Here is a 20,819-nt window from a genome sequence, read left to right on the forward strand (position 1 = left end):
CCGAGAGCCGAGAGCCGAGAGCCGAGAGCCGAGAGCCGAGAGCCGAGAGCCGAGAGCCGAGAGCCGAGAGCCGAGAGCCGAGAGCCGAGAGCCGAGAGCCGAGCGCCGGCTGCTCTCCGCCTTCAGCTACGGTCCCCGCCTGACACCCTCCGCTACGGCGCCGACCTCACCTCACGCCTTCCGATAGGTGTACGCCTCCGCGGCCGCCGCCTCCACCGCGTCCAGGTCCGCTCCCGTCGACGCCGTGACGACGGCGGCCACCGCGCCCTCGACGAACGGGGCGTCGACCAGACGGGTGCCGGCCGGGAGTTCGTCGCCTTCGGCGAGCAGGGCCTTCACGGTGAGTACGGCGCTGCCGAGATCGGTGAGGACGGCGACCCCGGCGCCGCGGTCGACGGACGCGGCCGCCGCGGCGATGAGTTCGGAACTGGTGCCGAGCCCGCCGCCCTCGGTGCCGCCGGCGGCGGCGAGCGGTACCGAGGCACCCGAGCCGGACAGCCCGCGCGCCAACTCGGCCACGGAGGCGGCGACTTGCGCACTGTGCGACACCAGCACGATGCCCACCAGCTTCTCGTCACTCACCGGTGGCCTCCGCGGTCGCGGCTTCCTGGAGTGCGGCGATCAGCAGCGCCGAGGACGTGGCGCCCGGGTCCTGGTGCCCGATGCTCCGCTCCCCGAGGTAGCTCGCCCGGCCCTTGTGGGCCTGCAAGGGTGTGGTGGCCACGGCGCCCTCCTCGGCTGCGGCCCGCGCCGCGCCGAAGCCGTCCGGGAGCGCGTCGACCGCCGGGACGAGCGCGTCGATCATGGTCTTGTCGCCGGGCGCGGCACCGCCGAGGGTCATGACCGCGTCCACTCCGGTGCGCAGCGCGAGGGCGAAGTCCTCCTCGCTCACCTCGGCGGCGTCCCCGAGCGCCTTGCCGGTACGGCGCAGCAGCGTGCCGTAGAGCGGCCCCGACGCGCCGCCGACCGTCGAGACGAGCGTGCGTCCGGCGAGCATGAGGACGGCGCCCGGGGTGTCCGGTGCCTCCTTCTCCAGGGTGGCCGTCACGGCGGTGAACCCGCGTTGCAGGTTCGCGCCGTGGTCGGCGTCGCCGATGGGTGAGTCGAGGTCGGTGAGCCGTCCCGCCTCACGGGCGACGGAGGCGGCGGTCGCCGTCATCCAACGGCGGAAGAAGTCGGCGTCGAGCACGGGATCTCCTTGCGTGGTGGGTGAGTTGACCGGGTGTGCCGCCGGGTCACATGCCCCAGCGCAGTCCCGGTGTCTTCACCGGCGCGTCCCACAGCCGTAGCAGTTCCTCGTCGATCTGGCACAGGGTGACCGAGGCCCCCGCCATGTCGAGGGACGTGACGTAGTTGCCGACCAGTGTGCGGGCGACGGCGACGCCGCGCTCGGCGAGCACGCGGTGGACCTCGGCGTTGAAGCCGTAGAGCTCAAGGAGCGGGGTCGCGCCCATGCCGTTGACCAGGACCAGGACCGGGTTGCGCGGCGACATGTCCTCAAGGATCGCGTGGACGGAGAAGTCGGCGATCTCACCGGAGGTCATCATCGCCCGCCGCTCCCGGCCCGGCTCGCCGTGGATGCCGACGCCCAACTCCAGCTCGCCCGGCGGCAGATCGAAGGTGGGGCTGCCCTTGGCGGGGGTGGTGCAGGCGCTGAGCGCGACACCGAAACTCCGCGAGTTCTCATTGACCTGCCGGGCGATCGCCGCCACCCGGTCCAACGGCTGCCCCTCGGCCGCGGCGGCCCCGGCGATCTTCTCCACGAACAGCGTCGCACCGGTGCCGCGCCGCCCCGCGGTGTAGAGGCTGTCGGTCACGGCGACATCGTCATTGACCAGCACCTTGGCGGTCTGGATTCCCTCGTCCTCGGCGAGCTCGGCCGCCATGTCGAAGTTGAGGACGTCCCCCGTGTAGTTCTTCACGATAAAGAGGACCCCGGCGCCACTGTCCACAGCGGCCGCGGCCCGCACCATCTGATCGGGCACCGGCGACGTGAAGACCTCACCAGGACAGGCCGCCGACAACATCCCCGGCCCGACGAACCCGCCGTGCAACGGCTCATGCCCCGACCCCCCACCGGAAACAAGCCCCACCTGCCCGGCCACGGGAGCGTCCCGCCGCACGATCACCCGGTTCTCGACGTCCACGGTCAACTCGGGATGGGCGGCCGCCATGCCTCGCAGCGCGTCCGTGACCACGGTCTCGGCGACGTTGATCAGCATCCTCATCGGTACCTCCTGGCAAAGCTAGCAGATGTGCCTCTGACCTGCACCTTTGCTGGGAGGAGAGAGGCTGTATCGGTTATCGATCTCGGCGGTTCTCGGCGGTCGGAAGCGGGTTCTGGCGGGGCTGATGCTGACCTAATGCTGACTTTGGTGACGAGTCGTCAGGACTCTGGAGTCGGCCGGGCGAGGGTGACTGGATCGCCCTTGCGACAAGTATCGACCTTGCGGCAGCGAAGGTCACGGGCTGGGAGCGGGAAGAGATTGCGTGGGGCCGAGTCGCGCAGTCGCTGTCCAACCGTGATGTCGCGGTGCATGGCGGCGGAACAGCCCCGGCCACGGTTGTCCTGCCGTACGCAGATCAGTTGACGGCCGTTGTCTTGCGGGGAGTGGAGGAGCGAGTGCTGCCGGATCAGGGATGTGCTCAGGTGGACGTCGGTGTGCACGCCGGCTTGGAAGGCGATCTGAACTTCGACGATTCATGAATTACATGTCGGTGACGGCGAATTGGGGTCGCTGTCGTGGCTCGTCCGAGTGGGCCGAAGCCATGGTGAGCCCCAGGTGCGCGGGACGCGTTGGCGGGCGCTGCAGCCCGAATGCCCCACGCAGCGCTCCGCGGGTCTGTCGTAGCGAGGTGACAGCATCGCGCGACTAGTCCTGCGCTCTGGTGGCGTGGACGGCATTGGGCGAGTCTGGGGGCAACTCGCTTGGGACAGCGAGTGGGACTGGTCATCTCGCGCCGTGCCGAACCATGTGGTGGGTGCCTCGGTGGCCGGAGTCGACTGCCAGGAGTGCGCCGCGTCCGGTGCGGAGCAGTGGGCCGGCCCGGCGCTGGGGTCTTTTCTAACCAGTCATGGCGCGTGAGAGTGGTTAGATTTACCCCCGGCTTCCAACAAGCCGCCAGGCGGTCGTCAGTGCGCGGAACGCGACGCTCCATGAAGACCTCCAGGATCTACGGCTTGGGTGGATGTGGGGTAACGGGTACCAGGGGCGGCATCGGGCACTCAGCGGTGCCAGCCGTTGAGGATGCCCGGCAGGGCCAGTGCCGCCAGCAGCGTCGTGCCCGCCAGCGTCCACGCCACGTAGTCGCCGATGTGGCCGGACTGCAGCCGCCGTAGCGGAGCCGTCCACGACCGGGAGCCGAGCATTTTCGGGCGGGTCACGGCGAGCGTGGCCAGGGCGAGGGCCAGCAGCGTCGAGGTGAGGCCGAGGAGCACGCCGATGAGAGTCCAGTGCGGTGAGGGGGCGGCCCCGCCGGACACCGCGTGTCCGACCGCGGTGGCGAAGTCGGGTACCGCGCCCAGGGCGAGGGACGCGGCGAGCAGCACGGCGGGGACCGTGGTCATGGTGTCCGGTACCCGGCTCAGCCGCTGCCGGGTTTCCGGTTCCTCGTCGGTGCCGCTGGTCTCGTACGACGACTCGTTGCCGGGCTGGGGGCCGACGCTGAAGAACACCCGTGCGGCGACCCGGAGCACCGCGCCCGCGGTCACCGCTGACACGGCGATGAACAGCACGGTCAGCGGGGCGCCGACCGCCTCCTCCAGCACGGCCTTCCCGAGACCGGTGCCGAAGGGCGGCAGACCGGCGAGGCTCAACGCGCCGACGACGTACAGGACAGCGACTCCGCGCAGCTCGCGGGCGCGTCCGTGCAGGGCGTGTTCGTCCACCGAGCCGTAGCGGTCGAGGAGTACGCCGGTGCAGGCGAACAGGGCGGCCTTCACACCGGCGTGGCCCAGGATGTACAGGGCGACTCCGTCGTCTGCCTCGGGAGTGAGGGTGCCGATGCCGATGAGGAAGAGCCCCATGTGGGCGACCGTGGAGTAGGCCAGCAGTCGTTTGATGTGTCGCTGGTACCAACACATGACCGCGCCGACCAGGGCTGTCAGCACGCCGAGGACGACGAGGGCACGGTCGAGGTCCGCCGCCGGGATGCCTCCCGGGCCCGAGAAGACCGTCCGGTACACCCGCCAGACGCCGTAGGCGCCGAGTTCGACCATGACGCCGGACAGCAGCATGCACACGGGTGTCGGCGCGACCGCGTGCGCGTCCGGCAACCAGAAGTGGAACGGTACGGCCGCGGCCTTCACCAACAGGCCGGTCAGGACCAGGGCGAAGGCCGCCAGGGTGAGGGCGTCGGGGGAGCCGTGCCGGTCGAGGCCCTCGCCGATCTTCGTCATGGCGAGTTCGCCGGTGCGCGCGTACAGCAGGCCGATGCCCATCAACATGGCGTACGCGCCGAGGGAGTTGAGGACCCCGAACGACAACGCGCCCTGGACGGCCTTGGGTTCCTCGACGCGGTGTCCGGTCAACACGTACGCCACGACGCTCATCAACTCGAAGAACACGAAGGCGTCGAACAGGTCCCCCGCGATCGCGAAGCCGCACATGCCGCCCTGGAAGAGCAGCATGAGGGCGGGGAAGGAGCCCGCGTGGCGGCGGGGCGGTTCGTCGAAGTAGTGCCAGGAGTACGCCAGGGCCGCCACCGTCAGCAGTGAGGCGAGCGCGGCCATGCCGAGTCCCGGTCCGTCGCCGACGAGGACGATCCCGACGCTCTCGCCGCCCCGGGGAGTCCAGCCGCCCACCCAATCGGTCATCGGCGGCGAGGAGTTGAGGAGCAGCACGATCGCGAGTCCTGCCGTGCCTGCGGCGAAGACACAGCCCACCGCTTCGGCGGCCATGCGGGAGAGGTGGCGTCCGGCGGCGACGAGGAGGGTGGCTCCGAGCAGGGGGACGGTCACGAGGACGGGAAGCAGGTGATGCATCAGCCGCGCAGCTCCGAGAGTTCGTCCGGGTCGACCGTGCCGTGGAGTTTGGAGATCTGCAGGACGAGGGCGAGCAGTACGGCGGTCACCGTGGCGCCCACGACGACGTCGGTGAGGGCGAGGGCCTGGACCACCGGGTCGACGACGGGGCGGGAGTGGGGCTTCAGGTCGGAGAAGACGGGGGCGGTGGCGCCGTCGCGGTAGCCGACGGCCAGCAGCAGGACGTAGGTGGCGGACTGGCACACCGCCAGGCAGCCCACGGCGTGGATGAGGTTCCGGCTGGTCACCAGCCCGTAGCAGCCCACGAGGAACACCCAGGCGGCGACGAGGTACGGCAGCACCGACATCACTTCCCGCCTCCCTTCTCGATCTCCACGGCCTGGTCGAGGAAACGGGCGAGGAGGACGACGACCGCGCAGGCGACCTCCATGCCGATGGCCGCGTTCAGGAGGGGGACGGTGCCGCCCGAGGAAAGGGTGTTGAAGGTGCCGTAGGGAAGGAAGTCGGCGAGGAAGGCGGTGCCGGCGACGAGTCCGGCGAGGCCCAGCACGAGGTAGGCGGAGGCCGCGAGGGCGTCGGCGATCTCGTAGGAGCCGACCGGGCGGATGCGTTCCAGGGCGCGGTAGTCGGCGCCGAGGTAGAGCAGGTGCAGTGCGGTCGCCACGACGACACCGCCCTGGAAACCGCCGCCCGGGCTGAGTTGGCCGTGCGCGATCACGTACAGGCCGGTGACGACGGCGACGGGCAGGACGAGGAGGGCGTACCGGCGTACGGGGCGGGCGACTCGCTCGGGTTCGGGTGCGGCGCGGTGTTCGTCGCGGGTCTGGCGCAGCAGGACGACAGTGCCGAGGACCGACGCGAAGAGGATGCTCATCTCGCCGAGGGTGTCGAAGGCGCGCTGGTCGAAGTTGACGGAGGCGATCGTGTTCGCGGTGTGCCGGGCGAGGGAGGCGCGCACCACCCGGTCCCCGTACGGGTGTCGGTCCCCGCCGAAGCCCGGCAGGTCGAAGCAGGCGGCGACCAGCAGGGCCGCGAGGCCGGTCGCGCCGAGGGTCGCGACGAGCAGCCGTACCCGCCGGGTCATCGTTGCGTCTCCTTCTTCCGCCGCGGCCGTCGGACCTTGCGCACGGACAGCATGATCAGCAGGGGAGTGAGGGCGGAGCCGACGGCCAGTTGGGAGAGCGCCACGTCGGGGGCCTGGAGCACGGTGAACAGGACGGCCAGGACCGTGCCGAGGACGGCCAGGACGAGCGCCTGTCGTGCGGGGTCACGGACGGCGACGGCGGCGGTCGCGGTCGCGGCGACCAGTAGCAGTGCCACGACGATCAGCGGATCATCCACGTCGGCTCCCCGCGAAACCGCAGGACAGGGCGCGGGAGGCGGTGAGGTTCCCGCCGGTCAACAGGGCGCCGACGAACAGGAGTTTCACCAGCGCCCGGCTGGGGCCCGTGGCCACACACACGGCGATGACGACGACGGCGCCGAACGCCGCGACCGCGTAGGTGAGCCCCCATGCGCGCGGCGGGTCCTCCGCCAGGTCCTCCGCGAGCAGGCGCGCGAAGACGAGGGTGCCGACCGGGCCCAACAGGGCCAGGAGCAGCGCGAGATCGACGTACGACGGGCGGTCGTAGCCCTGGGACAGGAGCAGCAGCGCGGGGCAGGCCAGCGAGGTGGAGAGGTTCTGTGCCACCACCCGGCGTCGCAGCGGGCCCGTCGCGACACCCCAGACCGCGGCCCCGACCCCCGCGGCGAGCGCGGCTGTGGCGGAGAGGGTCCAGCCGTTCACCACCCGCTCACCGCCCGGCGCGCACCCCACGCGGCGAACGCGCCGACCAGGGCGGCCAAGGCCCCCACGACGAGTTCCAGTGTGTCCACCGCGCTGATGAAGACCAGCCACAGCAGGGCGAGGACCGCCCACCACGCCAGAACCTCGGCCACACCGAGGAGCGTCGTACGCCGGTTCACCTGGCACCTCCGCCGACGAGACCAACTCGCCCTGTTTGAGTGGCTTTTTCCGGTACGTCATCCAAGCATCGCCGCTCCTCCGCCGGGTGGCGACGCGCGATGACCTGGCAACCGAAGTGCCCGGAGCGGACGAAAGGAAACCGGTCAGACCCGCGGCAGGCCGGAGTGGGGGATCCGCGGAGAGCCGTAGTCGATCGACGGGACGGGGATTCGGGGTGAGGACGCGGGGCTCCCCGCCGGGATCGGCGAGGGTGCGGCGTCGGTCGGAGCGGCAGCCGGTGCGGGCCGGGCCGCCTCGGGCTCCGGGAGCAGCAGTTCCTCGTATCTGCCCAAGGCGAGCACCAGGCCCAGCATCAGGGGCGGGACGAGCACCGCGAGCACTGCCATGGCATGCCCTTTCTCCGGAAAGGTGCGCGGGGCGGCATTCGGGTGTCCGTGGAGCGAGGGGACAAACCTCCGTGTGGGTGTCCGGTCCTCGGGTACGCGGGAGCCCTGAAGATCTGGGCGGGATCTCTGAACGTCCGAAGGGCCGGGCACCGCCGCCCGTCCGGACCCCGCCCTGACGTTCCGACGCCGAGGAGAACCGTGTGACCTCGCTCCGCACCGTCACCGAACCGGCCGAACAGATCCTCCCTCGGGAGGTGAGGGCATGAGTCTCCGTCGCGGCCTGCCCGCCAGGCCCCTTGTCCCGCGTACGGGAGACGACGTCGGCGACGCGACCACCCGCTATCTCCTGTACGGGCTTCTTCCCGGCTGGTTCGTGCCGGGTCTTGCTGACTGGGTGATGCACCGGCGGACCCGGATCGAGGACACCTCCGGGACGAAGGAATCCCTGATCCACGCGCTGATGATGACCGAGGTGGGGATCCCGATCGCGCTGACCCTGCGCTATGAGATCAACCCCCTGCTCCTCACCGTCCAGTTGGGCGGTGCCGCGGTCCACGAGGCGACCGCGCTGTGGGACGTACGGACCGCGGTGCGCAGCGAGCGGGAGGTCAAGCCGATCGAGCAGCACATCCACAGCTTCCTCGAATCCCTGCCCTTCGCCGCCCTCACCTCCCTGATGTGCCTGCACAGCGATCAGGTCAAGTCCCTTCTGGACGGCGGACGTTCGGACCCGGACGCCTGGCGGTTCGTGCCACGCCGACGGCCGCTGTCGCGCGGCTATCTCGCGGGCATCGCGGCTGGGATCGGCGCGTGCGTGCTGCTGCCGTACGGAGAGGAGTTGCTGCGCTGCCGCAGGGCGGCCCGGACACGGGGAAAGCCGGCCCGGGACGAGACCACATGGCAAGCCACACAAGGAGGTTGACCACCATGCGCATCGCCTTCCTGATGGCGCCCGAAGGCGTCGAACAGATCGAACTGACCGAGCCGTGGCAGGCGGTCACCGACCAGGGCCACGAGACCGCCCTCGTGTCGACGGAGCCGGGACAGATCCAGGCGTTCAACCATCTGGACAAGGGGGACGTGTTCCCGGTGCAGCTGGTGGCCCGTGAGGTGTCGGCAGGGACGTTCGACGGCCTGGTCCTCCCCGGTGGCGTCGCCAACCCCGACCTGCTGCGCACCGACGAGGACGCCGTGTCGTTCGTACGGGACTTCTTCGACCGGGGTCGTCCGGTCGCCGCGATCTGTCACGCTCCGTGGACGCTGGTGGAGGCGGGCGTGGTCTCCGGCCGCACGCTGACCTCGTGGCCGAGTCTGCGCACGGACATCCGCAACGCGGGCGGGACCTGGGTCGACGAACAGGTACACGTCTGCGACCAGGGGCCCAACACGCTGGTCACCAGCCGTAGGCCCGACGACATGAAGGCGTTCTGCGGAGCACTCCTCACCGAGTTCGCCAAGGCGAGGAAGGCAGTCCGTTGACCGGCTGCCTCTAACCACCGTCCTCGTTGCGGCCATCAGAGGGTGGCCATGACCGGCCCCTCACGACGGCGCCGCGTAACAACGGATGACCACCCTCTGGTGCGGGCTCCACTGTTGCTCGACCGCGGCCATCAGCTCCCAGCCCAGCCGCTCGTACAGGGCTGCCGCGGCGGTGTCGGAGGCGACGACGTCGAGTACCGGATGCAGGCCATGACGCCGCGCCTCCTCCACTGCTCGGCCGATCAGCAGTGCACCGATCCGCCGTCCCCTCGCCTCCGGGGAAACGAACAGTCTGCCGACCACCGCGGTCATGTCCCGTGTCGCCCCGTTCCGCTCGCTCCACAGCATCGGGGCCAGGTCGTTTTCGCCGCCTGGCGCCAACGTCACATGCCCGACCAGGCGCCCTTCCAGTTCGGCGACCCAGGAGCCCAGCAGGGGACCGTGTGACAGCCAGTCGCCGGGCCGGTCGGGCCAGTTCACCGGATAGCCGTCAAGCCGATGGACCTCCGCGAGGACCCGCACGCACTCCTCGACATCACCATCAGCCCTCGGCCGGACGCGGAGGTTCGGCCTCTCATCAGAAACTCCGGAACTCTCGGTGTTCACTCCGGAATCGAAACACAGGCCACAGAGCCACAACCAGCCACTTTCGGCCCAAGCTCTGGCAGGACCAGCGCCACGACTCCGTGGCCGCGTTCACGCAGACCCGACGTTAGCCCCCTCGATCACCGGGAACCCGTCCAACGCATCGGGGCGGGCCCACCGCGTCGGGGCGCTCACAGAGGACACAACAGAGGGGAGTCGACGGTGGTCGAGGCACGTGGATCGGAGACGGCACTGGACACCCGTGCCCTGGAGGAGACGCTCCGTGACCGCGTGGACGCCGAGGTGCGGTTCGACGCGGGCAGCCGGGGCGCCTACGCCACGGACGGCTCGAACTACCGGCAGGTCCCGATCGGGGTCGTGGTCCCGCGCACGATCGACGCCGGCGCCGACGCGGTGGCGGTGTGCGCCGAGTTCGGGGCGCCGGTGCTCTCCCGGGGCGGCGGCACCAGCCTGGGCGGCCAGTGCACCAACACCGCCGTGGTCATCGACTGGACGAAGTACTGCCACAGGCTGCTGTCGGTCGACGCCGACCGGCGCACCTGCGTCGTAGAACCGGGCATCGTGCTCGACGAACTCAACCGCCAACTCGCCGACCACCACCTCCAGTTCGGCCCCAAGCCGTCCACCCACAGCCACTGCTCGCTCGGCGGCATGATCGGCAACAACTCGTGCGGCGGCTCCGCCCAGGCCTACGGCAAGACCGTCGACAACGTCCGGCGCCTGGAGATCCTGACCTACGACGGCACCCGCTGCTGGGTCGGGCCCACCTCCGACGACGAGTACGCCGAGATCATCGCCGCGGGCGGACGGGTCGCCGAGATCCACCAGGGGCTGCGGCAGATCATCGACCGCACCATGGCGGACGTACGGCGCGGATTTCCGCGCATCCCGCGCCGCGTCTCCGGCTACAACCTCGACTCGCTGCTGCCCGAGAACGGCTTCGACGTGGCCCGCGCGCTCGTCGGCAGTGAGGGCACCCTCGTCACCGTCCTGCGCGCCGAACTGGACCTCGTGCCGGTGCCGCCGTACGAAGCCCTCCTCGTCCTCGGCTACGACGACATCTGCACGGCCGCCGACGACGTACCCCGGCTGCTGAAGCACAGCACTCCGACCCAACTGGAGGCGCTCGACGGGCGGATGGCCCAGTTGATGCGTGAAGAGGGCGCCTATCTCGACTCGTTGAGCGAACTTCCGGAGGGGGAGAGCTGGCTCCTGGTCCAGTTCACCGGGGACAGTCAGGACCAAGTCGACGAGCAGGGCCGCCAGTTGATCCGCGCGCTCGGACGCACCGAGGACGATCCGACGGTCGCCTTCTCCGACGACCCGGCCCGCGAACGCAAGATGCTCAAGGCCCGCGAAGCAGGACTCGGGGTCACCGCACGGCCGCCGGACGGCCGGGAGACCTGGGAGGGCTGGGAGGACTCGGCCGTGGCGCCCGAGGTGCTCGGCGACTATCTGCGCGATCTGAAGAAGCTGTTCGCCGACTTCGGCTACGACCACCCTTCCCTGTACGGGCACTTCGGGCAGGGTTGCGTACACACCCGTATCCCCTTCGAACTCACCACTGCCGAAGGGGTCACCAGCTTCCGGGAGTTCCTCTTCCGGGCCGCCGACCTGGTGGCCTCCTACGGCGGTTCGCTCTCCGGCGAGCACGGCGACGGGCAGGCGCGCGGCGAACTGCTGCCGCGCATGTTCGGGGAGGATGTGGTGGCCGCCTTCGGGCAGGTGAAGGCCCTGTTCGACCCGGACAACCGGATGAACCCCGGCAAGGTCGTCGACCCCTACCGCGTCGACGAGAACCTGCGCCTGGGACCCCTGTGGCGCCCCGACAGCCATGACACGCACTTCAGTTACCCGGACGACGACCACTCCTTCGACCGGGCGGTGATGCGCTGCGTCGGCATCGGCAACTGCCGTACGCACGAAGGCGGCGTGATGTGCCCCTCCTACCGGGCGACCGGCGAGGAGGAGCACTCCACCCGTGGGCGGGCGCGCCTGCTGTTCGAGATGCTCGGCGGACACGCGGACTCGGCCGTCACGGACGGCTGGCGCTCCACCGAGGTCCGCGACGCCCTGGATCTCTGCCTCGCCTGCAAGGGCTGCAAGTCCGACTGCCCGGTCGGCGTCGACATGGCCACCTACAAGGCCGAGTTCCTCTCCCACCACTACGAGGGACGGCTGCGGCCGGCGGCGCACTACTCCATGGGCTGGCTTCCGGTATGGGCGCGGCTGTCGCGTACAGCACCCCGCCTGGTCAATGCCGCGCTCGGCGCACCCGGCATCGCCCGCCTCGGCAAACGCCTCGCTGGCGTCGCTCCCGAACGCGACGCGCCAGTCTTCGCCGAGGAGTCCTTCGTCGAGTGGTGGCGAGCGCGGGGGAGCGAGGAACCCGATCCGGCCGACCCGCGCACCGTCCTGCTGTGGCCCGACACGTTCAGCACCTACTTCCACCCCGGCGTCGCGAAGTCCGCGGTCCGGGTCCTGGAAGACGCCGGCTTCAAGGTCGCCGTCCCCACCCGGGCCGTGTGCTGCGGCCTCACCTGGATCTCCACCGGCCAACTCGCCACCGCCGAGCGGGTGTTGCGCCGTACGCTCGACGTCCTGCGGCCCTGGCTGGAGGCCGGCACACCCGTCATCGGCCTCGAACCGTCCTGTACGGCCGTCTTCCGCGCCGACGCCCCCGAGCTGCTGCCCGACGACCAGGACGTGCGGCGCCTGGCAGGACAGTTCCGCACCTTCGCCGAGCAACTCCTCAACCACGCCCCGGACGGCTGGCAGCCCCCGTCCCTCACCAGGTCGGCGACCGTGCAGACCCACTGCCACCAGCACGCGGTGACCAAGGACGACGCCGACCGCGAACTGATGCGGCGCGCCGGGATCGACGCCCGTGTCCTGGACGCCGGCTGCTGCGGCCTGGCCGGCAACTTCGGCTTCGAACAAGGCCATTACGACCTGTCCATGACCGTGGCCGAGCAAGGGGTGCTGCCCGCTGTACGGGAGACCGCCCCTGGCGCGCTGGTCCTCGCCGACGGCTTCAGCTGCCGTACGCAGATCGAGCAGGGCGGCACCGGCCGGCGCGCCCTGCACCTGGCCGAGGCCCTGGCGCTCGCCATGGACGGACAACACCTGCCCGCCGATCACCCCGAGAAGCTCGCCGACCGGCCCGAGGGTTCCGCCCGTGACGGGCGCCTGCTGGCCGGGGGCGCGGTCGCCGCCGTGCTCGGGGCAGCGGCGGCCGTCGGGACCCGGCGGCTCCGTACCAGGCAATCAGCCCGATGAGATGAGAGGAACTCCCGTGTCCACCAAGGTGTCCGACTACGTACTCCAGCGGCTCCGCGAATGGGACGTCGACCATGTCTTCGCCTACGCGGGCGACGGCATCAACGGCCTGCTCGCCGCCTGGGGCCGATCCGACAACAAGCCGAAGTTCGTCCAGTCGCGGCACGAGGAGATGTCCGCGTTCGAGGCCGTCGGCTACGCCAAGTTCTCCGGCAAGGTCGGGGTGTGCGCGGCGACTTCGGGCCCCGGTGCGATCCATCTCCTCAACGGTCTCTACGACGCCAAGCTCGACCACGTCCCGGTCGTCGCGATCGTCGGGCAGACCAACCGCAGTGCCATGGGCGGCAGTTACCAGCAGGAGGTCGACCTGCTGAGCCTCTACAAGGACGTCGCCTCCGAGTACTGCGAGATGGTGACCGTCCCCGAGCAACTGCCCAACGTCATCGACCGCGCGATGCGCACCGCCTACGCCAAGCGCACTGTGACCGCCGTCATCATCCCCGCGGACGTACAGGAACTCGACTACTCGGCGCCGACGCACGCCTTCAAGATGGTGCCGTCCAGCCTCGGCCTGACGCACTCCGCGCCCATCCCGGCGGCTTCGGACCTCGCGCGTGCCGCCGAGATCCTCGACGCGGGCGAGAAGGTCGCGATCCTGGTCGGGCAGGGCGCGCGCGGCGCCCGCGCCGAGGTGGAGGAGATCGCCGACGTACTCGGTGCCGGGGTGGCCAAGGCCCTGCTGGGCAAGGACGCCCTGCCGGACGACCTGCCGTACGTCACCGGCTCGATCGGCCTGCTCGGCACCCGACCGTCCTACGAGCTGATGCAGGAGTGCGACACCCTGCTCGTCATCGGCTCCAGCTTCCCGTACACCCAGTTCCTGCCGGAGTTCGGCAAGGCCCGCGCCGTGCAGATCGACATCGACCCGTTCATGATCGGGCTGCGCTACCCCTTCGAGGTCAACCTCGTCGGGGACGCCAAGGAGACGCTCAAGGCCCTGCTGCCGCAGCTGAACCGGAAGAAGCACGGCAAGTGGCGCCAGGAGATCGAGAAGAACACGGCCCGCTGGTGGGAGGTCATGGAGCGCCGGGCGGCCGTCGACGCGGACCCGATCAACCCCGAGTACGTCGTGCACAGCCTGGACGTCCTGCTGCCGGACGACGTGATCCTGGCCGCCGACTCCGGCTCCGCCGCCAACTGGTACGCACGGCACCTGCGCATGCGCGGCTCCATGCGCGGCTCGCTCTCCGGCACGCTCGCCACCATGGGGCCGGGGGTGCCGTACGTCATCGGTGCCAAGTTCGCGCACCCCGGCCGCCCGGCGCTGGCGATCGTCGGGGACGGGGCGATGCAGATGAACGGCATGGCCGAACTCATCACCGCCGCCAAGTACTGGCCCGAGTGGGAGGACCCGCGGTTGATCGTCGCGGTCCTCAACAACCAGGACCTCAACCAGGTGACGTGGGAGATGCGTGCCATGTCCGGCGCCCCGCAGTTCCTGCCCTCCCAGGCGATCCCGGACGTGCCGTACGCCGACTTCGCCCGCTCGATCGGCCTCGGCGGGGTGCGGGTGGAGAAGCCGGGGGACGTGGAGGAGGCCTGGCAGCGGGCGCTCGGCGCCGACCGGCCGTTCGTCATCGACTTCCGGACCGACCCCGCCGTACCGCCCATCCCGCCGCACGCCAGTCTCGACCAGATCGAGGCCGCCGCCTCGGCCGTGATCAAGGGCGACAGCGACCGGACCGGCATGATCCGCCAGGGCCTGAAGGCGAAGGTGCAGGAGATGCTCCCCGGCGGCAAGCAGCGTCAGGACGAGCCGGAGAAGTGATGACACCGCGCACCGGCGGCGCTGACGAGCCGCTCGTGGACCGGGTCGGGACAGCCGTCTACACCGTCCCCACCGACGCCCCGGAGGGCGACGGCACGCTGACCTGGGACTCGACGACCATGGTCGTGGTCCAGGTCGGCGGGGGCGGCGTCACGGGGCTTGGGTACACCTACGGCGCGGCGGCGACCGCTCAGGTCGTCGAGCAGCAACTCGCCGACGTCGTAACGGGGTTGAGTGTCTGGGACGTGCCCGCCGCCAACGAGGCGATGAACAGGGCGGTCCGCAACGCCGGCCGGCCCGGTCTGATCGCCGGCGCCGTCTCGGCCGTCGACATCGCCCTGTGGGACCTGAAGGCCCGCCTCCTGGATCTGCCTCTGGTACAGCTGCTCGGCGCGAGCCGCACCGACGTGCCCGTGTACGGCAGCGGCGGCTTCACGACGTACGACGAGCACCAGTTGGATCGTCAACTGCGTGGCTGGACCGAGGAGTTGGCCATCCCCCGGGTGAAGATCAAGATCGGGGAGTCCTGGGGCCGGGCCGAGCGGCGGGACCGGGAACGGGTCGCGCGGGCCCGCCGGAGCATCGGCGACGCGCCGGAACTCTACGTCGACGCCAACGGCGGCTACACCCGCAAACAGGCGATCCGGATGGCCCGACACCTCGACGAGCAGGGCGTGACGTGGTTGGAAGAGCCCGTCTCCAGCGACGACCTGGCCGGGCTGGCAGAGATCCGAGCGGCCGTAGCGCCCGAGGTGACCGCCGGGGAGTACGGCTACACCCTCGCCTACTTCGGGCACATGCTCGGCGCCGGAGCCGTGGACTGCCTCCAGGCCGATGTCACTCGCTGCGGCGGCATCACCGTCTGGCTGCGCGCGGCCGCCCTCGCGGAAGCTGCCGGACTGGAACTCTCCGGCCACTGCGCCCCGCACGTCCACGCGCACGCGGCCGCCGCGATCCCCAACCTGCGCCATCTGGAGTGGTTCCACGACCACACCCGCATCGAGGACCTCTTCTTCGACGGGGCCCTCGACCCGCAGGGCGGCAGCATCCGTCCCGGTGCCGACGACGCACCCGGCCACGGCCTGACCCTCCGCGCCGAACATGCGGAGAAGTACCGGACGGGATAGGCCGGGACAGGAGAGGAACGGAGCCACCACGCATACGCCGGAACGAAAAGGACGAGCATGAACCAGCAGACCGTTGTCATCACCGGGGCCAGCGCCGGCATCGGCCGGGCCAGCGCACGGCTCTTCGCCGAGCGGGGCGCCAACGTGGTTCTTCTCGCGCGGGGCAAGGCGGGCCTCGACGCAGCCGTAGCCGACGTGGAGGAGAGGGGCGGACTAGCCCTCGCGGTGTCCACCGACATGGCCGACCCCGCACAGGTCGAGGCCGCGGCCGTGGCCGCCGAGGAGGCCTTCGGGCCGATCGACGTCTGGGTCAACAACGCCTTCACGTCGGTGTTCGCGCCGTTCATGGAGATCGAGCCCGACGAGTACAAACGGGTCACCGAAGTGAGCTATCTGGGTTTCGTGAACGGCACCCGGGCCGCGCTCCAGCGCATGATCCCCCGGGACGCCGGCGTCGTCGTGCAGGTCGGCTCGGCCCTCGGCGACCGGTCCATCCCCCTGCAGTCCGCCTACTGCGGTGCCAAGCACGCCGTCAACGGCTTCACGTCGAGCGTGCGCACCGAACTCATGCACCGGGGCAGCCACGTGCACGTCACCGTGGTGCAGATGCCGGCCGTCAACACCCCGCAGTTTTCCTGGGTGTTGTCCCGGCTGCCGAAGCACCCCCAGCCCGTACCGCCCATCTACCAGCCGGAGGTGGCCGCCCGGGCCGTGGTCAACGCGGCCGACCACCCGCACCGCAAGCAGTACTACGTGGGCGCGTCCACCGCCGCGACCGTCCTCGCCAACAAACTGGCACCCGCCCTGCTCGACCGCTACCTCGCCCGCACGGGCTACGCCTCGCAGCAGACCGACGCCGGCGGACCCGGCACCCGCGAGCCCAACCTCTGGCAACCGGCGGACGAAGCCCCGGAACACGACTACGGAGCACACGGCACCTTCGACGAGCGGTCCCACTCCCGATCGGTCCAGGCGGCGCTCGCACGACACCCCGGGCTCGTACTGGCCGGAGCGACGGGAGCGGTGGCCATGGGCCTGGGAGCGGTGATACGGCGCAGGGGACCGCGCTAGACGCATCGACGCGGCAGGCGTCGCGCAGGTGTCGCGGTCAGAACCGTACGTCCTCAGCGGGGGAGATACGAGCCCCCATGTTGCGTTCCATCATCCGCAGGGCGGCCTCGGCCAGATCCGGGTGGATATGGGCCACGGCGTCGCGGGCCACCGTCACCCTCAGATGCCGGATGTGGGCGTCGAGCGCCGAGTACAGCACACACTGCTCGGTGACCTGCCCGCACAGCACGACGTGGTCGACACCCTGCTGGGTCAGCAGATAGCCGAGCGGCGTCTCGTAGAAGGCGGAGTGCCGTGCCTTGACGACGAAGAGCGACGCGTCGTCGGGTGCGACGGGCCGGACGAGGTCGGCGTGCGGTCCCTTCAGGGCCGTCTCCAGGATCTCGCCGTGGTGGGACCGCCACTGCCCGAAGTTGTCGTTGACGTAGATGACGGCGACGTCGAGTTCGCGCGCGCGGTGCAGCAGTCCGGTCACGGCGGGCAGGGACTCTTGCACCGAGGGGATCAGCCGGGCGGCGTCGTCGTGGTCGTACGTGTTGATCATGTCGATGACGATGAGTGCGCTCTGTGCCATGCCTTCCACCCTGCGTCGGCGACGGCGCCCGCGCGCCCTGTGGAGAGGGGCGGGGGCGCCGCCGGGAAACGTCGCCGCGGGCCGGGCGTCGTGATCAGCGGCCGAGTGCCTTCTGCAACTGCCCCTTGTCCATGGAGGAGCGGCCGTGGATGTTGCGCTTCTTCGCCTCGGCGTAGAGCTGGTCCTTCGTGGGCCCCTCGGAGCCGCTGTGCGAGCGCTGCCCGCCGCGTTCGGAGGCGGACTTCGGGTCGCGCGTGGAGGTCTTGCTCGCCGTCTTCGACTCTCCGGCGCGGGCACGTTCCTTGTTCACCGTGCGGGCCGCGATCTCCTTCGCCCGGCGAGTTGACTCGCCCCGCTGCTCGGCGCTCTCCTTTACGTGCTCGTACTGACGCTCCCGCTTCTTGCTCGATCCTGCCGGCATCGCGTTGCTCCTCTCCTGCCTCTCCTGAATTGCCTCTCCTGAATTGATCCACGGGTGCCCCTTCGCGGGGGCTCGTAACGTGCCAGTAGGGGCCTCGTCAGTCGCCGAGCTGGGGCAGCACCTTGGTGCGGTAGAAGTCGAAGAAGCCCTGTTGGTCGGGTCCGATCTGGTTGACGTAGGGAGCTGGTCGTTGGCCCAGAGGTGGTGTGCCGTACGGACGGCTTCGTCCTTGTCCGTTGCCCAGCACGTTCTCCACCGGTGTAGTGCTTGCCGCGGTGGCTGATCTGTTCCCTGGTGAACACCTGGCGCATCACGTGGACGCTGCCGATGCCGAGCCGGAAGCGGCCGTCCAGCTGTGCGGCGCTGGTGGTCGCGGCCTGGGGCGACGAGGGCCGGGTGGATGCGGACGAGGGGGCAGGTCACGGCGGTCTGCACGGGCACCGAACTCCGTCATGGCGCTCTCTCACGGCTGGTGGATCGTCCGCCCTCCGGGTGGCCGTGGAACGTGGCGGGAAACGTCCGTCCTACGCCGGGCGTGACATCTCGGTGATCGCCGTGGTGATCCGCTGGTGCAGGTGGTCGGGCAGTGGCGGCCCGTTGACCGAGTCGACGAGTTCTTCTGCGAGCAGGTGGAGTTTGGTGTTGGTGTGCTGGGAGACGTCGACCAGGACGTTCCAGGCGTCGTCGGGGCTGAGGCCGAAGGAGGCCATCAGGACTCCGCGGGCCAGGTCGATGACCGGCCGGGTCAGCATCGCGCGCTTGAGCTGCACGACTTCGACGCGCAACTCCTCGGCCTCGTCGGACACGCCGTTCTCCTTCATCAGGTCGTGTGCCGCAGCGGAATGATCGCGATGTCCGCGCCAGCCATTGACCACCGCGTTGACGGGCACACGGGCGCGGGCGAACAGCGATGACGTGTCGGTGAGGGCGAGCAGTCTCTCGACCCACGGACTGAGAGCCCGCACGCCGAGTGTCTTGCCGTCCGTCAGGGCGATTCGCCGGACGCGCAGGAGGACGTTGAGGCCGGAACAGTCGCAGAAGCCGACCCCGGTCAGGTCCAGGTCCACGCCTGAGGGCGACCGGGCCAGCGCCAGGCGCAGGGCGTGCTGCAGTGTCTGTTCCGTGTCGATGTCGATCTCTCCGGAGACCGTCACGACCGTCCGGTTCCCGGCCGCATGCGTCACGATCTCCAGGTAAGGCGACGGCTCAGCCACGGCCGGGGCGCGCGCCGTTGCGCAGGCGGTCCGGCCGCTGCTCGTGGGTGGAGCGGAGAAGTCGTGCTCTGACATGGCACTCGCTCCTGAAGCGTTCGCCTGTCCTCTGCCGCTACAAGTTTTGTCCGTCGTGTGAAACACGTCAAGAGATGCAGGAAATCTATTTCGCGCCTTTGAATACGCGAATGTTACGCCCTAGGCTGGGACGCATGGGTGAAGTATCCGAGACACATGCCGGATGGACGTTTCTCACCAGCCATGCCAGGGTGCTGGCCGCGATCGCCGAGGATCACCGCATCCGTATCCGTGATATCGCCGCGCGCTGCAGGCTCACCGAGAGGGCTGTCCAGAAGATCATTTCGGATCTGGAGGAGGACGGCTATCTGACCCACACGCGGGAGGGTCGGACCAACGCGTATCGGATCCAGCCGGGGACCATCCTGCGGCATCCGGCCGAGGCGGGGATGACGGTCGAAGCGCTGCTGTCCGCCCTCGCGCGGCACGACGATCAGCGTGATGGGCAGTCGCAGCGTTCACGGACCGTACGGCCGCGTGAGCGTGATTCCGAATCCGCCAGGTGACTGCGGGGGACTTGAGCGCGCGCCGCTGTTTGAAGCGTGCGGCAAGGGGGACCCGGCCGGTGCTGGGTGGTCAAGGGGAGTGGGGCTGCGGAGCCTCCCCCGCCCGTACGGCGAGAAGCGATCCGCAGCCCCACGGGCCCACCCGCCCGGTTGCGGCACGGCTGAACCTCAGCTCCACGACCGTTGCCCTCACGCCTTTCGTCACGATTTGTTGGTCTTCTCTGGCTCGGTGCGATCGTGTGCGTGAATCTGTTTCGGGGGTCTCCGCGCGGGAACGCGGAGATTGAGTGCTTCGGACAGGAGGCACGTCCGTGGGAGCCGGTGTACGCCGGGTTTGCGGGTGTGTTCTACCTGTTCAGCGCGTGCTCGCTCCCATGGGGACCGTCCAGTCGAACCCCCGTGAGGGAGTTGTGAGCACCATGGACACCATCACCAGGAAGCGCCATCCGCACGACGACGCTCCGGACACCGCTGCTGCCTTCGCCCGCCTCTCGGACCTGCCCGACGGACCCGAGCGGGACGATCTGCGCGACCAACTCGTCAGGGCCTGGCTGCCCATGGCGGACCGCATCGCCGGCCGCTACCGGGGCAAGGGCGAGGACTTCGAGGATCTGCGTCAGGTCGCGGCACTCGGTCTGGTCAAGGCCGTTGACGGTTACGACCCCGACCGCGGCCATGCCTTCGAGAGTTACGCCGTCCCGACGGTCACCGGGGAGATCAAGCGCCACTTCCGCGACCACATGTGGGCCCTGCACGTGCCCCGGCGCGTCCAGGAACTCCGCAACAGGGTGCGCGTCGCCCTGCGGGACCTGTCCGCGGCGGGCCCCGACCGGCGCCCGACCGTCACCGAGATCGCCGAGTACGCACAGCTGAGCGAGGAGGACGTGCGCGCCGGTCTGGAAGCGCTGGACAGCTTCGCCGCGCTCTCGCTGGACGCCGAGGCGCCGGGTGAGGAGGGGAACATGACACTCGCCGGCATGCTGGGGGAGCGGGATACCGGGTTCGACCTGGTCGTCGACCGCGAGGGGGTCAAGCCCGCCCTTCAGAGGCTTCCCGAGCGCGAGCGCACCATCCTCTACCTCCGCTTCTTCCGGGGCATGACCCAGAGCCGCATAGCGGAGCAGCTCGGCGTCTCCCAGATGCACGTCTCCCGGCTGATCAGCACCTCCTGCGCCCAGGTGCGCGAACGCGTGCTGGCCGACGCCGCGTGAGCGTTCCGCCGGAGTGCCGGGATGGGTTGTTGTTCGGCTCCGGCGCCATTGTGGCTGGTCGCGCAGTTCCCCGCGCCCCTACGGGGCGCTGC

22 protein-coding genes and 1 pseudogene are annotated in these 20,819 nt (G+C 70.1%); 8 read left to right on the forward strand and 15 right to left on the reverse strand.

The window, feature by feature from the left end; genetic code table 11:
- Positions 1–171: 171 nt before the first annotated feature.
- The 10 genes from ACGFY9_RS16430 to ACGFY9_RS16475 all read right to left on the reverse strand — a co-directional run bounded on the left by ACGFY9_RS16430 (position 172) and on the right by ACGFY9_RS16475 (position 7,336).
- The gene (locus tag ACGFY9_RS16430; protein WP_393754662.1) at positions 172–582 is read right to left on the reverse strand and encodes a PTS-dependent dihydroxyacetone kinase phosphotransferase subunit DhaM; all 411 of its coding nucleotides are present in this window, start codon (positions 580–582) and stop codon (positions 172–174) included.
- Positions 575–1,189 (reverse strand): dihydroxyacetone kinase subunit DhaL, encoded by a 615-nt coding sequence (gene dhaL / locus ACGFY9_RS16435; RefSeq protein WP_393754664.1) that lies wholly within the window; start codon positions 1,187–1,189, stop codon positions 575–577. Before dhaL ends, ACGFY9_RS16430 begins: the two co-directional genes overlap by 8 nt.
- A 46-nt stretch (positions 1,190–1,235) precedes the next feature.
- Positions 1,236–2,228 (reverse strand): dihydroxyacetone kinase subunit DhaK, encoded by a 993-nt coding sequence (gene dhaK, locus ACGFY9_RS16440; RefSeq protein ID WP_393754666.1) that lies wholly within the window; start codon positions 2,226–2,228, stop codon positions 1,236–1,238.
- 998 nt (positions 2,229–3,226) lie between these two features.
- On the reverse strand, positions 3,227–4,984 hold the full coding sequence (locus tag ACGFY9_RS16445; RefSeq protein WP_393754668.1) for a complex I subunit 5 family protein: 1,758 nt from the start codon (positions 4,982–4,984) through the stop codon (positions 3,227–3,229).
- Complete coding sequence (locus ACGFY9_RS16450) at positions 4,984–5,331, reverse strand: sodium:proton antiporter (protein ID WP_393754670.1); 348 nt, start codon at positions 5,329–5,331, stop codon at positions 4,984–4,986. Before ACGFY9_RS16450 ends, ACGFY9_RS16445 begins: the two co-directional genes overlap by 1 nt.
- Complete coding sequence (locus tag ACGFY9_RS16455) at positions 5,331–6,068, reverse strand: MnhB domain-containing protein (RefSeq protein ID WP_393754672.1); 738 nt, start codon at positions 6,066–6,068, stop codon at positions 5,331–5,333. The genes ACGFY9_RS16450 and ACGFY9_RS16455 overlap by 1 nt, the downstream gene beginning before the upstream one ends.
- On the reverse strand, positions 6,065–6,325 hold the full coding sequence (locus ACGFY9_RS16460) for a Na(+)/H(+) antiporter subunit B (protein WP_393754674.1): 261 nt from the start codon (positions 6,323–6,325) through the stop codon (positions 6,065–6,067). Before ACGFY9_RS16460 ends, ACGFY9_RS16455 begins: the two co-directional genes overlap by 4 nt.
- Positions 6,318–6,770: an MrpF/PhaF family protein gene (locus ACGFY9_RS16465; RefSeq protein WP_393754676.1), complete on the reverse strand. Its 453-nt coding sequence runs from the start codon at positions 6,768–6,770 to the stop codon at positions 6,318–6,320. Before ACGFY9_RS16465 ends, ACGFY9_RS16460 begins: the two co-directional genes overlap by 8 nt.
- Positions 6,767–6,949, reverse strand: a complete 183-nt coding sequence (locus ACGFY9_RS16470; RefSeq protein WP_393754678.1) for a hypothetical protein — start codon at positions 6,947–6,949, stop codon at positions 6,767–6,769. The genes ACGFY9_RS16465 and ACGFY9_RS16470 overlap by 4 nt, the downstream gene beginning before the upstream one ends.
- Before the next feature lie 144 nt (positions 6,950–7,093).
- Positions 7,094–7,336, reverse strand: coding sequence for a hypothetical protein (locus ACGFY9_RS16475; protein ID WP_393754680.1), 243 nt, complete (start codon positions 7,334–7,336; stop codon positions 7,094–7,096).
- Between the two features lie 262 nt (positions 7,337–7,598).
- On the opposite strand from ACGFY9_RS16475, the gene ACGFY9_RS16480 reads away from it, so the two are divergent.
- On the forward strand, positions 7,599–8,258 hold the full coding sequence (locus ACGFY9_RS16480; protein ID WP_393754682.1) for a diguanylate cyclase: 660 nt from the start codon (positions 7,599–7,601) through the stop codon (positions 8,256–8,258).
- A gap of 5 nt (positions 8,259–8,263) precedes the next feature.
- Positions 8,264–8,815 carry a type 1 glutamine amidotransferase domain-containing protein gene (locus ACGFY9_RS16485; RefSeq protein WP_393754683.1) on the forward strand — a complete coding sequence of 184 codons (552 nt, stop codon included), beginning with the start codon at positions 8,264–8,266 and terminating at the stop codon, positions 8,813–8,815.
- A 60-nt stretch (positions 8,816–8,875) separates the two neighbouring features.
- Here the strand turns inward: ACGFY9_RS16485 and ACGFY9_RS16490 are convergent, their stop codons facing one another.
- Positions 8,876–9,337, reverse strand: a complete 462-nt coding sequence (locus tag ACGFY9_RS16490; RefSeq protein ID WP_393754685.1) for a GNAT family N-acetyltransferase — start codon at positions 9,335–9,337, stop codon at positions 8,876–8,878.
- A gap of 285 nt (positions 9,338–9,622) precedes the next feature.
- Between ACGFY9_RS16490 and ACGFY9_RS16495 the strand changes: the two genes are divergently transcribed.
- From ACGFY9_RS16495 to ACGFY9_RS16510, 4 genes are read left to right on the forward strand one after another with little or no spacing between them, the layout of a single operon-like run.
- Entirely contained in the window at positions 9,623–12,700 is a 3,078-nt protein-coding gene (locus ACGFY9_RS16495) for an FAD-binding and (Fe-S)-binding domain-containing protein (RefSeq protein WP_393754687.1), read from the forward strand.
- Position 12,701: 1 nt separating this feature from the next.
- Positions 12,702–14,528 (forward strand): thiamine pyrophosphate-requiring protein, encoded by a 1,827-nt coding sequence (locus ACGFY9_RS16500; protein WP_393754689.1) that lies wholly within the window; start codon positions 12,702–12,704, stop codon positions 14,526–14,528.
- Positions 14,528–15,655, forward strand: coding sequence for an enolase C-terminal domain-like protein (locus ACGFY9_RS16505; protein ID WP_393754691.1), 1,128 nt, complete (start codon positions 14,528–14,530; stop codon positions 15,653–15,655). Before ACGFY9_RS16500 ends, ACGFY9_RS16505 begins: the two co-directional genes overlap by 1 nt.
- 57 nt (positions 15,656–15,712) lie before the next feature.
- Positions 15,713–16,726, forward strand: coding sequence for an SDR family oxidoreductase (locus ACGFY9_RS16510; RefSeq protein WP_393754693.1), 1,014 nt, complete (start codon positions 15,713–15,715; stop codon positions 16,724–16,726).
- A gap of 37 nt (positions 16,727–16,763) precedes the next feature.
- Here the strand turns inward: ACGFY9_RS16510 and ACGFY9_RS16515 are convergent, their stop codons facing one another.
- The 4 genes and pseudogenes from ACGFY9_RS16515 to ACGFY9_RS16530 all read right to left on the reverse strand — a co-directional run bounded on the left by ACGFY9_RS16515 (position 16,764) and on the right by ACGFY9_RS16530 (position 19,010).
- Complete coding sequence (locus ACGFY9_RS16515; protein WP_393754695.1) at positions 16,764–17,300, reverse strand: isochorismatase family cysteine hydrolase; 537 nt, start codon at positions 17,298–17,300, stop codon at positions 16,764–16,766.
- 94 nt (positions 17,301–17,394) lie between these two features.
- Positions 17,395–17,721, reverse strand: a complete 327-nt coding sequence (locus ACGFY9_RS16520) for a plasmid stabilization protein (protein ID WP_393754697.1) — start codon at positions 17,719–17,721, stop codon at positions 17,395–17,397.
- Between the two features lie 97 nt (positions 17,722–17,818).
- Positions 17,819–18,165 (reverse strand): annotated as a pseudogene (locus ACGFY9_RS16525) (hypothetical protein); the annotation flags it as partial.
- 80 nt (positions 18,166–18,245) lie between these two features.
- Entirely contained in the window at positions 18,246–19,010 is a 765-nt protein-coding gene (locus ACGFY9_RS16530) for an STAS domain-containing protein (protein ID WP_393754699.1), read from the reverse strand.
- Positions 19,011–19,144: 134 nt separating this feature from the next.
- Between ACGFY9_RS16530 and ACGFY9_RS16535 the strand changes: the two genes are divergently transcribed.
- Together ACGFY9_RS16535 and ACGFY9_RS16540 are read left to right on the forward strand one after the other, a co-directional pair.
- The gene (locus ACGFY9_RS16535; RefSeq protein ID WP_393754701.1) at positions 19,145–19,516 is read left to right on the forward strand and encodes a helix-turn-helix transcriptional regulator; all 372 of its coding nucleotides are present in this window, start codon (positions 19,145–19,147) and stop codon (positions 19,514–19,516) included.
- Between the two features lie 419 nt (positions 19,517–19,935).
- Entirely contained in the window at positions 19,936–20,727 is a 792-nt protein-coding gene (locus ACGFY9_RS16540; RefSeq protein ID WP_393754703.1) for a SigB/SigF/SigG family RNA polymerase sigma factor, read from the forward strand.
- Positions 20,728–20,819 lie beyond the last annotated feature (92 nt).

It is taken from the genome of Streptomyces sp. NPDC048504, from assembly GCF_043200035.1.
Lineage (GTDB): Bacteria > Actinomycetota > Actinomycetes > Streptomycetales > Streptomycetaceae > Streptomyces.